Consider the following 12,297-nt stretch of genomic DNA (forward strand, 5'->3'; position numbering starts at 1 on the left):
TCCCACACCCCCCAAGCCTGCAAATGGGCCAGCACGTTCTCCAAGTGGGCCAGATACTCCGCCTCGCTCAAGGGGAAGGAGGGCTGCTCCAGATAGCGCCACATCACCAGCAACACCACCTTCTGCTGGATACGGCGCAACTGCACGTCGTAGGAATAGCCCCACTTCTCGCGCAACAAAGCTTGAAAGTCGGATCCCTTCATCAGACTTGTCTGAGGCTGGCTTGGATCTGGCTCCAATCGCGCTGGTTGGGCCGCTCACCTTGGGAAGGAAGGCCACGGCCTCTTACAGCGTTGCATTTCTTAACGATATTGGCCAGAGGGGTCGGTTAGGATGATGTCGCTTGTCAACGAACGTTAAAACTTCTCAGGTCTGCATTTGCCATTATGACGGAAGCGGTTAGCAACTTTGAAGCGCCCCCCATGAGCCGGCGGGTTCTTCTCAATGCCCTGCTCAGCGGCTCTGTGGGAGTCGTGGTGGTGGGCGCCCTCTACCCGGTGGTGAAGTACTTTATTCCGCCCTCTGCCGGTGGAGGGGGGGAAGGCCTCATCGCTCAGGACGCCCTCGGCAAGCCCATCAGCGTCAGTGAACTGTTGGCCACCCATGCCGCTACGGATCGGGTGCTGGCCCAAGGTTTGAAGGGGGATCCCACCTACATCGTGATCGACAATGGGGCGGTGGCCAACTATGGCCTCAACGCGGTTTGTACCCACCTCGGTTGCGTGGTGCCCTGGAATGTGGGGGAAAACTTGTTTAAGTGCCCTTGCCACGGATCCCAGTATGCGGCCAATGGCAAGGTGATCCGGGGACCGGCTCCCCGCTCGCTGGAGCTGGTGAGCGCCACTGTGGATGGCGACAACGTCCGCTTCAGCCCTTGGCAAGGCCCCGATTTCCGGGAAACCTAAAGGGCAAGGGATCCCGCTGGCTGTGCCGGCTTTTGCCGAACGATTTGGGGCAAATTGTCGAGATGGCTGTTCCAAGACTGTGTCCTAAACCTGTGATGGAAATTCATTCTGAGCTGAGAGTTATGAAGCGAATCTGCTTGGCCTTCTGTGGGCTGCTGCTGTTGCTGGGGATGGGGGCACGTCCGGCGGCAGCCTACCCCTATTACGCCCAGATGGCCTACGACAACCCCCGCGAGGCGACCGGAAAAATTGTCTGTGCCAACTGCCACCTGAACGCCATGCCCACTCGCGCCGAGGTGCCCCAGGCAGTCACCCCCGGCCAGGTGTTCACCATCAAAGTTGGGATCCCTTATGACCTGAGCAAGCAGCAGGTGCTGGCAGACGGCAGCAAGGGTGGGTTGAATGTGGGCGCGGTGGTGGTCTTGCCGGAGGGCTTCCGTTTAGCCACCGAAGCCGAGATGACCGAGGAACAACGGCAAGAAACTGCCGAGACCTACATCACCCCCTACAGCGACGCGAAGCCCAACATCCTCCTGGTCGGGCCTTTGCCGGGCGAGCAGCATCAAGAAATCGTCTTTCCAGTGGTGGCCCCTGACCCGAAAGAGGATCCCTCGGTGGCCTTCATGAAGTATCGCGTTTACATTGGGGCCAACCGGGGTCGCGGTCAGCTCAACCCCGACGGCAGCCTCAGCAACAACAACGTCTTCCGCGCCCCAGCCACGGGGCGTCTGGTCAACATTGCCACCCTCGACTCCGATATCAGCGATCTGCCGGCTGAATTGGCCAGCCTGGTGCCCCCGGAATATGAGCTGCCAGGCACGCGGGTTCTCAGCTTCGAGAGCGAAAGTGGGATCCAAAACCTGGTGGTGCCACCTGGGCCGGAGCTGGTGGTTGCCGTTGGCGACAGCGTCAAAGAAGGGGATCCCGTCACCAACAATCCCAATGTGGGCGGCTTTGGCCAGGTGGAGCGGGATCTGGTGCTGCAAAGCCCGGAGCGGGTGAAATGGCTGGTGGCCTTCCTGGCAGCCATTACCATTACCCAGGTGCTGTTGGTGCTGAAGAAAAAGCAGGTGGAGCTCATTCAAGCCGCCGAAATCCTTGGCTAGCTCAAGCTCTTTCCTGGCCTGCACCTCGGAGGTATCCGAGGTGTTTTTTGTTCTGTAGGGCTGATAGCAGTCGTGGTTTTTATTACCATCTATTTCAACTGCTCGCCCTAGCGGGCCGGAGGCCTTGTTCCCTGCCGCTAGCACCCTAGTCGACAACGGTTCTAAGGCAGCCTCAGCTCTCCTCTGATCACCAGCACCGCTTGCCCAGCAATCTCCACCCGTGATCCTCGATCTCGGCACCACAGCTCGCCCCCGCGGGCCGAGAGCTGGTGAGCCTTCAAATCAAGTCGGCCCAGGCGTTTGGCCCAATAGGGCATCAAAAGACACTGGGCGGATCCCGTCACCGGATCCTCCGGGATCCCCAGCCGAGGAGCGAAAACGCGGCAGACGAAATCCGGCCCATTCCCCAGAGCCGCCCCAGAGGCTGTGACGATCAACCCCGGAACGGGGAGTGCTTGAACCTGAACCAGATCCGGCTGCACCTGCTGCACTTGTTCCGCCGAAGCCAGCACCGCTACCCCCATGTCCCCCCGGTATAGCTCCACGGGTGGGATCCCTAAAGCTGCTGCTACTTGCTCTTTGGCTTCTGGCCAAGGTTCCGGACTGCGAGCAGGAAAATCCATGGCCAGGCGATCCCCTTGCCGCCGCACCTGCAACAGGCCACTGCGGGTGGAAAAGGCTACCCTCTCCGCCTCAGGATGCACCTCGGTGAACAGCACATGGGCACCAGCCAAGGTGGCGTGGCCACAGAGATCCACCTCCGTCGTCGGCGTAAACCAGCGCAGCCCATAGTGGGGAACCTCGCCCTGGGATCCCTGGGGAAGTAAAAAAGCCGTCTCCGACAAATTGTTCTCTGCGGCAATAGCCTGCATCAGCGCCTGCGGCAGCTCCTGAGGCAGCAAACACACCGCCGCGGGGTTACCTGCAAAAGGCACTGCCGTAAACGCATCCACCTGAAACAACGGGATCCACACCTTCTCAACCCAGCCCAACTCAGGCCATGATCCCACACCGGCACCAAAAGTAGGGGGATCCGCACCCCGACCGTACCCGCCAAAAGCGGGATCCCGCTGACAAAGGCTATTGTCAGGCCAGAAAGTTGGCTGATAAACTAGCACTCGTAAGTCGAGAGTGCTAAGTCGCTTCCCTTCGGGGAAGTGGAACTAATGGAAATGAAAACTTCAGCTTCGTGCTTTAGGATCACGGAGGACATTCGTCATGGCTGCAGTAGCTCTTAACGTCTCTACCCTGAAGCCGCTGGGCGACCGCGTGCTGGTCAAAATCGCTCAGCAGGACGAGAAAACCGCAGGTGGGATCTTCTTGCCGGACACTGCCAAGGAAAAGCCCCAGGTGGGGGAAGTGGTTGCTGTTGGCCCTGGCAAGCGCAACGACGAGGGCAAGCTGATCCCGATGGAACTGAAAGCCGGCGACAAAGTGCTCTACTCCAAGTATGCCGGAACCGAAGTCAAGCTGGGCAGCGATGAATATGTGCTGTTGGCCGAGCGGGACATTCTCGCCATTGTTCAGTAATGGTCAGTGATTCAGCAGCAGTTCAACGAACGATTGAATCCTTGAGACTCTGTTTCACCCTTACCTGCATTTGCATCGGAGAGGTTGACTATGGCCAAATCAATCATCTTCAGTGAAGAAGCCCGCCGCGCTCTAGAGCACGGCATGGATATTTTGGCAGAAGCCGTAGCCGTTACCCTGGGTCCCAAAGGGCGCAACGTCGTGCTGGAGAAGAAGTTTGGCGCCCCCCAAATCATCAACGACGGGGTAACCATTGCCAAAGAAATCGAGCTGGAAGACCACATTGAGAACACAGGCGTTTCCTTGATCCGGCAGGCGGCTTCCAAGACCAATGACACGGCTGGGGATGGCACCACCACGGCCACGGTCTTGGCTCACGCCATGGTGAAAGAAGGTCTGAAAAACGTGGCTGCCGGCGCCAACCCGATTGCCCTAAAGCGGGGGATCGACAAGGCGGTGAAGTTTTTGGTAGACAAAATCGCCGAACATGCCCGCCCGGTCGAAGATTCCAAAGCCATTGCCCAGGTGGCGGCCATTTCCGCCGGTAACGATGAAGAAGTGGGCCGTATGATTGCCGAGGCCATGGACAAGGTGGGCCGCGAAGGGGTGATCTCCCTGGAAGAAGGCAAGTCCATGACCACCGAGCTGGAAGTGACGGAAGGGATGCGCTTCGACAAGGGCTACATCTCCCCTTACTTCGTCACCGATACCGAGCGGATGGAAGCGGTTCTGGAAAACCCCTACATCCTCATCACCGACAAGAAGATCACCCTGGTGCAAGACCTGGTACCGGTTTTGGAGCAAGTGGCTCGCGCCGGTCGTCCCCTGCTGATCATCGCCGAAGACATCGAGAAAGAAGCGCTGGCTACCCTGGTGGTGAACAAGCTGCGGGGTGTGCTGAGCGTGGTAGCGGTAAAAGCCCCTGGCTTCGGGGATCGCCGCAAGGCTATGTTGGAAGACATTGCCATCCTGACCGGTGGTGAGGTAATCAGCGAAGAGCGCGGCCTGAAGCTGGAGAACGCTCGCCTCGATTCCTTCGGCACTGCCCGTCGCGTCACGGTAACCAAAGACAATACCACCATCGTGGCGGAAGGCAACGAAGCGGCCGTGAAAGCTCGTTGCGAGCAAATTCGCCGTCAAATTGAGGAAACCGACTCCACCTACGACAAAGAAAAACTGCAAGAGCGCCTGGCCAAGCTCTCCGGCGGTGTGGCAGTGATCAAAGTGGGCGCGGCCACTGAAACCGAGATGAAAGACCGCAAGTTGCGCCTGGAAGATGCCATCAACGCCACCAAAGCGGCGGTAGAAGAAGGGATCGTTCCCGGCGGCGGTACCACCTTGGCACACCTGATCCCGGTGGTAACCGAGTGGGCGCAAGCCAACCTGTCCGGCGATGAACTGGTGGGGGCCAACCTGGTCGCCCGCGCTCTGGGCGCTCCGCTGCGCCGCATTGCTGAGAACGCCGGCCAAAACGGCTCCATTGTGCTGGAGCGGGTGAAAGACAAGCCCTTCAACACCGGCTACGATGCCCAGAACGACGCCTTCGTGGATATGTTCGAAGCGGGCATTGTAGACCCGGCCAAGGTTACCCGTTCCGCCCTGCAAAACGCCGCTTCCATTGCGGGGATGGTGCTGACCACTGAAGCGATCGTGGTGGACAAGCCCGAGCCCAAAACCAACACGCCGGCAAGCAGCGGCAGCGGCATGAGTGACTACGACTACTAATCCGTTGACCGCCACAGCGAGGTGGATCCCTGAGGCTCACCGAAGAGCCCATGGGCACTTCGCTTCCTGGCCAGGCATCTTGGATGAATCTTTCGGGATCCCCTGGTGGGATCCCTTTTTTATGGATTTTTATTTTTTTATCAAGACAGGCGAGCTGGCGGGATCATTCCCAATACCCATGCAACAGCAGCGCAACTGTCTGTGACGTTGATCCCCCTCTACCTTTGGGAGAGGGGCTGGGGGTGAGGGTGCCGGAGCCATGCAATCGGGAACTGCCTCAAACTGGCTCTTGGAAATGGCTTTGATCTGTCGAACTTGAGGAAAAGGGGAAGGCGGTGTGGCTCAGTTGATTTGCATTGGCCTGGATCTGGCTTGGTCGCCCCGCAACCCTTCCGGTCTGGCCACGCTGCGAGTCCAGCTCGGGGATCCCGGCAGGCAGAACTTGACAGGCCATCTGGTCGATAGCCGCATTCTCCAAACGGATGAGGAGATCCTGGACTATATTCAAGCTCAGGCGGGCGAAGATCCCTGCTTGGTGGCGGTGGATGCCCCCCTGCGCGTCCCCAACCTCAGCGGACAGCGACGGGCCGAGGCCGAACTGAACCGGGTGTTTCGCGCCTATGCAGCCGGGGCCCACCCAGCCAACCGCCGGCTTCTAGAAAAAAACGGCCAAGTGAGAGGAGAAGCCCTGGTGCAAGCCCTATCCCGCTATGGCTTCTGGGAGCAGGCCAACATCGAGCGAGGGAAGCTTACCCGCCAAGTGACCGAGGTCTTCCCCCACAGCGCCTTGGTCAGTCTCTTCGGCCTCAGCCGCACCCTGAAATACAAGGCTCGCCCCCGACGCACCTGGCCGGAACGGCAACAAGCCTGGCAGCTTTACCAGCATCATCTGCGCTCTCTAGCTGCCGCTGACCCGGCTCTCCAGGATCACGAAGAGCTGCTCCAAGTGAAGGTGGGATCCCTCAAGGGCCGTCGGCTCAAAAACTACGAAGATCAAGTGGATGCCTTGATGTGTGCTTACATCGCCCTCTACGGGTTCCGCTGGGGATCCGAGCGCTGCCGCAGTTTCGGCAACCTGCAAGAAGGGCACATTTTCACGCCCTTGCCCCCTCGAACCTCTGAGGCTGATTGAGACCCGCTCCGGGATCGCAGGTGGAAATCCCAACCAGAAGAACAAAACTCTCGCTAGCCTTGGATCCCTCCTTGGCGGCATGATAAAAACAAGGGATCCGCAGAACAGGGGAAAAATGGACGTGCAACTGGGCCGCAATCGGCAGGCAAGACGCGCTTACGGGCTGGATGAAATCGCGCTGGCCCCAGGCAGACGAACGCTGGATCCCAGCCTGGTGGATACCCACTTCACCCTGGGAGGGATCCAAAGGCCAATTCCCATCATCGCCAGCGCCATGGATGGCGTGGTAGATGTGCGAATGGCCATTTTGCTCTCGGAGCTGGGGGCCTTCGGGGTGCTGAACCTGGATGGCATCCAAACCCGCTACGCCGATCCCGATGAGGTGTTGGATCAGATTGCGTCGGTGGGCAAAGACGAGTTTGTGCCCCTAATGCAGCGCCTCTACAGCGAGCCGGTGAAGCCAGAGCTAATCCAAGAACGCATCCGCCAGATTAAAGCCTCCGGCGCCATTGCCGCCGCTAGCTGCGTGCCCGCCCACGCCGCCCAATACGGCCCCCTGGTGGCGGAAGCCGGGGGGGATCTGTTTTTCGTCCAGGCCACGGTGGTTTCGGTGCACCACAAGGTTCCCGAAGGCATGGAACTGCTGGATCTGGCCCAATTTTGCCGGTCAATGCCCATTCCTGTTGTGGTGGGCAACTGTGTTACCTACGATGTTGCCTTGGAGCTGATGCAGGCCGGAGCTGCCGGTGTCTTGGTGGGGATCGGCCCGGGGGCTGCCTGTACCTCCCGCGGCGTGTTGGGAGTGGGGGTACCACAGGCTACAGCGATTGCCGACTGTGCCGCTGCACGGGAGCAGTTTTTGGCGGAAACCGGCGCCTATGTCCCTGTGATTGCCGATGGGGGATTGGTGACCGGTGGCGACATTTGCAAGGCCATCGCTTGTGGAGCCGATGCAGTGATGATCGGATCCCCCTTGGCCCGCGCCTATGAGGCCCCCGGTCGCGGCTTTCATTGGGGCATGGCCACCCCCAGCCCCATCTTGCCCCGCGGCACCCGCATCCGCGTGGGATCCACCGGCACCTTGGAAGAAATCTTGCGCGGCCCCGCTCGCCTGGACGACGGCACCCACAACCTCTGGGGTGCTCTGCGCACTAGCATGGCCACCCTGGGGGCTGCCAATCTTCGAGAAATGCAGCAGGTGGAGATCTGCATTGCCCCTTCCCTGCTCACAGAGGGGAAGGTGTACCAGAAGGCGCAGAGCTTGGGTATGGGGAAATAGTCCTTTGGGAATGCTAAACTCGGTGGGCTGGGATCCCTCGGGGGCGGTTAGCTCAGCGGTAGAGCGCCTGCCTTACAAGCAGGATGTCACTGGTTCGAGTCCGGTACCGCCCATCCCCACCGGAGCTTGCAGCTTGAGAGCTCTGTCTCAGTTTGAGATACACCCGCTAGCCAGAGCCGGATCCCTGAGGTAGAGTAGTGGATATCGAGCCTCGATCATCTACCGCAGTTGGGTCTCGCATTGAGTCTCGCGCAGAAAGTGTGTAAAGTGGTAGACGATGTGGACTTCGGCTGTATCATGTCTTCCCAGAGTCCGCGATTGCCAGGCTCGTTGTTGAGGTAGGCAGTTTGTCGCTTCTATGAGGACATCCCTACAGCCAAAAAGGTGTGAGGAAAAGAACAAGGAGAGAAACATGCCCGCGAAACACGCGAACTACTGGAAAACGCTGCTGGCCGGCACTCTGGGTGCAGCAGCGATCCTGACCCCTGGAGTGGCTTATGCCCAAGCTACCGGGCCGGTCACCTCCATCTCTGAGCTTTCGGATGTGCAGCCCACCGACTGGGCCTTCCAAGCCCTGCAATCCTTGGTGGAGCGCTACGGTTGTATTGCCGGCTACCCTGACCGCACCTTCCGCGGCAACCGGGCTATGACTCGCTTTGAGTTTGCCGCTGGCATGAACGCCTGCTTGGATCGCATCAATGAGTTGATTGCAGCCGGTTTGGCCGACAAAGTCTCCAAGGAAGACTTGGCCACTCTGCAGCGCTTGCAAGAGGAATTTGCTGCTGAGCTGGCAGCCCTGCGCGGGCGGGTGGATGCGGCAGAGGCTGAGATTAACGATCTGAAAGGGAAGATCTTCAACCCAGTTACCAAGCTTAACGCTCAGGTCATTACCGCAATTCTTGGTAGCGCTCTTACAGAAGACCGGGTCGTGCGAGGGAGAGTGGTAGCCGAGCAGAATCAGGCGAACATGACTCTTCCCTATCGGGTACGCTTGAACTTCGATGCTTCTTTTGTGGGTCGCGATCGCCTGCGCATTCGTCTCCAAGCTCGCGATGCGGTAACCACCTTCTTTGAGGGTGACCCAGGCGTTGGCTTCCAGGGGGGTGCGGGTGGTACCTTCACCCTTGCCCAGCTGGTTTATCAATTCCCTGCTTTCGACCGCGCTGCTACTATCTACACGGGCATTACGGGTACGGGAGTGTCGAGCGTTCTGCAGTACAGCACGCCCTTTGATGCCCTGTCGGACTTTGCCGATGCTCCCAACTCTACGGCAGATGTGCCCAGCGGAACCCTATTTGGTTTTCGCTACCGTTTGAGCGACCAGTTTCGTTTAGCCTACGCCTACAGCACCAGAAGAGGTCAAGCTCTGGGGAGAGGCTTTGGCGACAGTGGCTTAACAGGTGATGATAGCGCTCACACCGTCGAGCTGGGCTTCTTGCCAACCAAGGGCTTGGAGTTTTACCTTCAGTTTGCTTCCACCTACCTGCAGCAGGCGAACGACGGCCCCACCTTCCTGGCCACGGGTAAAAGTCTCTTCCGTGGACCGGTAAGAAGAACTCGGGTAGATGTCTCTGCACGGGTGAATGCTTTTACGTTCGCAGCCAACTGGGAGATCAGCCCTCGCATTACCTTGTCTGGCTGGTTTACGGCTGGCAATGTGGATTACAACCTGCCCAATGTGGTACCGGCTGGCACTGTGGATCCGGGTGAGGAAGACTTTAATGGTTTCCTCCTTGGCTTTGTTTTCCCCGACCTCTTCGTGGAGGGTGCCAGAGGCGGGATTGTATTTGGGCAGCCAATCGTGACCACAGACAACGACGGAGTGTGGGATACTCGCCCCTTCGTTGTGGACGTCTACTACAGCTTCCCGGTCAACGAGTACATTACTCTAACGCCTGCTGCCTACTTTGTGAGCAACCCCAATGGCGGCAGACCCGGAGACAACGACCCAACCATTGGCGTGGGGGCTTTGCGAGCTGTGTTTACTTTCTAGTTCTTAAAATCCCTGCGCTGACATCCAAGTTGCTAAGTAGGGATCCACTGGGTTGGATCCCTATTTTCTTACATCAGCCCCTCTGGGGGGATGAAAGCCTGGGCTTGACGTCAAGCTTGGGACAAAGCTAGGGATTACAAAAGGCACACTGAGCGGGATCCGCCCAGGGCTCTGCCACAGGCTCGGTGTGGGTGTGGGAACAGCGAGCACAGCCATATACCCAAGCCTTGGCCACGGGGGTGGGGGCGCCACATTGGCCGCAGGGCAGTCCAGAGACCGAGCGGATCTGCCAGTAGCCAGGAGTGCCGCAGGCCGGGCACAGGCTTTGGGCCTTGGCGATTAGGTTTTGGGTGGCGGCTGCGATAACCTGGAGCCGGGTTGGGTTGCACATGGCCCGCATGTCGGTTTCCAGATGAAGGCCCCCTTGCCGAGTCAGCATCTCCCCCACCACCTGCTTCAGGGTCTCTTCATCTTGGATTCCTTTGTGGATGACCTGAGGCTTTTCTGGCCGGTCGAGGGCAATCAGGGCATGCTGGGGAAAACCCGCTTTCTGGGCAAAGTCCAGCGCCTCTGCAAAGCTGTGTACCCAGCGATGGCCGAAATTGGTTTGGGTGCTCTCTGCATAGCCGACCAGCTCCAAGGGCTCCGCGCCGGGTTCAAAAACCCTGAGCATGACCCACTCCTGATTCCAAGGGATCCAGGGGATCTGGGGGTGGGGGCCAAAGGATCCCTCGCTGGCCAAGCCCAGAGCTTCAGGATGATCCTGCAAAGCCCTTGCAATCTTCAGGCGCAGAGTGTGGATGGGATCCCCCGGTCGGGGCCGCTCCCGCGAGAAGGTGCCCAGTTGGTCGGTGTCGAAAGCTACTACTTGAACTTGGATCCCCAAATGTTCGGCCAAGAGAGGGCCGATGACCTGCTCTTTGCGATGCATGGTTGCCAAGTAGGCGACCCGACCCTTCCATTGCATAGACTCAGACTTAACCTAGATCTGGCAAACGGATCCCGCAGCTTTGTGGCTCAGGCCAATTGGGGTTACTCAAACCAGGGGACTGGCCTCGAGCGGCAAGCCCAACTGGGCAACAGCCTCGGCCAAGGCCACCTCACGGCTGTCCACAAACCGCTCTGGGGACAGTGGCAGATGCAGGCTTTCTAGGCGCTGCCGGATCCGGCCCTTGGCCCCAACAATCCACACCTGTTTGCCCCGATCCAGGGCCTCGCGGATGGCATTTTCCAAGGATAGCGTCGCCGAAACTCCCAGCATCGGCACATCTGATAGATCCACCACCAGCGCTTGGCAGGAGGCCACCGCCTGATGTTGGCGGGAAATGGCTTGGGAAACCCCGAAGATCATCGGCCCGCTCAGGTAAAACAGCAACACCTGCCCGCATCCCTGGCGCAGCAATTCCCTCTCACGGGGAGTGAGATCCACCGCATCATCGGCATCGGTAATGGCTTTCACCTCTTCGGAGTGGATCTCGCTGAGGCGTTGAATGGTGAGCAAGTTGGCCACAAACACTCCCACTCCCACTGCAGCGATGAGATCCACAAACACCGTCATGAACATCACTCCGTACATGATGGCTGCCCCTTTGAGGGAAAGGCGGTGGGCCCGCTTGAGGAAGCTCCAGTCGAGGATATCCACCCCCACCTTAAAGGCGATCCCTGCCAGCACCGCCATTGGGATCCCTTGCGTGAGGGGAGCGGCAAACAGCACCACCATCAACAGAATGAGGGCGCGGGTGACGCCCGCCAGAGGGGTACGTCCCCCCGACTGGATATTCACCACCGTGCCCATGGTTGCCCCTGCTCCCGGCAGCCCTCCCATGAAGCCGGACACCAAGTTAGCGATCCCCTGCCCGATCAGCTCTTGGTCGGAGTCGTGGCGGGTGCGGGTGAGGTTATCAGCAATGACTGCCGTTAAGAGGGTGTCGATGCAGCCCAGCATCCCCAGCACCACCCCATCCAGCACCAAGTTGGCCAGGGAAGCAAAGGGCAACTGCGGCCACTGCAACTGCGGCAAACCGGTGGGGATAGGGCCAATGCGCCGCAAATCCCAATCGGCCATGAACAAGCTGGCCACCAGCGTTCCCAACACCAAAGCCACCAACTGCGGCGGCACCACCCGTCGCCAGGGCTTGGGATAGCCAAAAAGGATGGCAAGCGTCAGCAGCCCCAGCCCCAGCTCTGGCATCTTGAGGTTGAGCAGGTAGGTCGGCAGGTTCTGCACCGCCCCAATCACTCCCCCCTGGCTGGCGTGGCCCAAAAGCGGCGGGATCTGCAGCAAAATCATGATCCAGCCGATCCCGGACATAAAGCCGGAGATAACGCTGTAGGGCATGAGGGTGATGTATTTACCCAGTTTCAGGGATCCAAACAGGACCTGAAATAAGCCCCCCAGCATCACCACGGTGAAGGCCGGCCCCAGCCCCTGCTCCGGGTAACGAGCTGTAACATTAGCAACCACCGCCGTCATCATCACAGTCATCGGCCCGGTGGGTTCGGAGATGAGCGTGGGCGTACCCCCAAACAGAGCCGCAAAAAAGCCCACGCATACTGCTCCGTACAAGCCCGCCACCGGCCCTGCCCCCGAAGCCACCCCAAAGGCCAAGGCCATCGGCAAGGAAACA

Annotated in this window: 11 protein-coding genes and 1 tRNA gene; 8 read left to right on the forward strand and 4 right to left on the reverse strand. The window is 59.3% G+C overall.

The window, feature by feature from the left end:
* A partial coding sequence (locus tag NW837_RS07885) for a DUF3067 family protein (RefSeq protein WP_414330453.1) occupies positions 1-203 on the reverse strand: 203 nt, incomplete at its 3' end.
* Positions 204-386: 183 nt separating this feature from the next.
* Between NW837_RS07885 and NW837_RS07890 the strand changes: the two genes are divergently transcribed.
* Both NW837_RS07890 and NW837_RS07895 read left to right on the forward strand, forming a co-directional pair.
* On the forward strand, positions 387-905 hold the full coding sequence (locus NW837_RS07890; RefSeq protein ID WP_011433228.1) for a cytochrome b6-f complex iron-sulfur subunit: 519 nt from the start codon (positions 387-389) through the stop codon (positions 903-905).
* A gap of 122 nt (positions 906-1,027) precedes the next feature.
* Entirely contained in the window at positions 1,028-2,011 is a 984-nt protein-coding gene (locus NW837_RS07895; protein ID WP_414330455.1) for an apocytochrome f, read from the forward strand.
* A 161-nt stretch (positions 2,012-2,172) separates the two neighbouring features.
* Here the strand turns inward: NW837_RS07895 and NW837_RS07900 are convergent, their stop codons facing one another.
* The gene (locus tag NW837_RS07900; RefSeq protein WP_414330457.1) at positions 2,173-3,021 is read right to left on the reverse strand and encodes a PhzF family phenazine biosynthesis protein; all 849 of its coding nucleotides are present in this window, start codon (positions 3,019-3,021) and stop codon (positions 2,173-2,175) included.
* 208 nt (positions 3,022-3,229) lie between these two features.
* On the opposite strand from NW837_RS07900, the gene groES reads away from it, so the two are divergent.
* The 6 genes from groES (at position 3,230) to NW837_RS07930 (ending at position 9,670) form a co-directional block, all read left to right on the forward strand.
* Positions 3,230-3,541, forward strand: a complete 312-nt coding sequence (gene groES / locus NW837_RS07905; protein WP_011433225.1) for a co-chaperone GroES — start codon at positions 3,230-3,232, stop codon at positions 3,539-3,541.
* 90 nt (positions 3,542-3,631) lie between these two features.
* Positions 3,632-5,266 (forward strand): chaperonin GroEL, encoded by a 1,635-nt coding sequence (gene groL / locus NW837_RS07910; protein WP_011433224.1) that lies wholly within the window; start codon positions 3,632-3,634, stop codon positions 5,264-5,266.
* Between the two features lie 337 nt (positions 5,267-5,603).
* Positions 5,604-6,398 carry a DUF429 domain-containing protein gene (locus NW837_RS07915; protein ID WP_414330458.1) on the forward strand — a complete coding sequence of 265 codons (795 nt, stop codon included), beginning with the start codon at positions 5,604-5,606 and terminating at the stop codon, positions 6,396-6,398.
* Between the two features lie 115 nt (positions 6,399-6,513).
* Positions 6,514-7,677: a GuaB3 family IMP dehydrogenase-related protein gene (locus NW837_RS07920; RefSeq protein WP_414330460.1), complete on the forward strand. Its 1,164-nt coding sequence runs from the start codon at positions 6,514-6,516 to the stop codon at positions 7,675-7,677.
* 41 nt (positions 7,678-7,718) lie between these two features.
* A tRNA-Val gene (locus NW837_RS07925) sits at positions 7,719-7,790 on the forward strand.
* 299 nt (positions 7,791-8,089) lie between these two features.
* On the forward strand, positions 8,090-9,670 hold the full coding sequence (locus tag NW837_RS07930; RefSeq protein ID WP_414330461.1) for an iron uptake porin: 1,581 nt from the start codon (positions 8,090-8,092) through the stop codon (positions 9,668-9,670).
* Between the two features lie 127 nt (positions 9,671-9,797).
* Here the strand turns inward: NW837_RS07930 and NW837_RS07935 are convergent, their stop codons facing one another.
* On the reverse strand, positions 9,798-10,637 hold the full coding sequence (locus NW837_RS07935) for a DUF6671 family protein (protein ID WP_414330462.1): 840 nt from the start codon (positions 10,635-10,637) through the stop codon (positions 9,798-9,800).
* A 69-nt stretch (positions 10,638-10,706) separates the two neighbouring features.
* A partial coding sequence (locus tag NW837_RS07940) for a SulP family inorganic anion transporter (RefSeq protein WP_414330463.1) occupies positions 10,707-12,297 on the reverse strand: 1,591 nt, incomplete at its 5' end.

Source organism: Synechococcus sp. R6-10 (assembly GCF_047461815.1).
Lineage (GTDB): Bacteria > Cyanobacteriota > Cyanobacteriia > Thermostichales > Thermostichaceae > Thermostichus.

What these genes read in the sequence shown, in the direction of transcription:
- NW837_RS07890 (WP_011433228.1), top strand. Translation starts at nt 387, where the DNA reads ATGACGGAAGCGGTTAGCAACTTTGAAGCGCCCCCCATGAGCCGGCGG.
- NW837_RS07895 (WP_414330455.1), top strand. Translation starts at nt 1,028, where the DNA reads ATGAAGCGAATCTGCTTGGCCTTCTGTGGGCTGCTGCTGTTGCTGGGG.
- groES (WP_011433225.1), top strand. Translation starts at nt 3,230, where the DNA reads ATGGCTGCAGTAGCTCTTAACGTCTCTACCCTGAAGCCGCTGGGCGAC.
- groL (WP_011433224.1), top strand. Translation starts at nt 3,632, where the DNA reads ATGGCCAAATCAATCATCTTCAGTGAAGAAGCCCGCCGCGCTCTAGAG.
- NW837_RS07920 (WP_414330460.1), top strand. Translation starts at nt 6,514, where the DNA reads ATGGACGTGCAACTGGGCCGCAATCGGCAGGCAAGACGCGCTTACGGG.
- NW837_RS07930 (WP_414330461.1), top strand. Translation starts at nt 8,090, where the DNA reads ATGCCCGCGAAACACGCGAACTACTGGAAAACGCTGCTGGCCGGCACT.
- NW837_RS07935 (WP_414330462.1), bottom strand. Translation starts at nt 10,637, where the DNA reads ATGCAATGGAAGGGTCGGGTCGCCTACTTGGCAACCATGCATCGCAAA.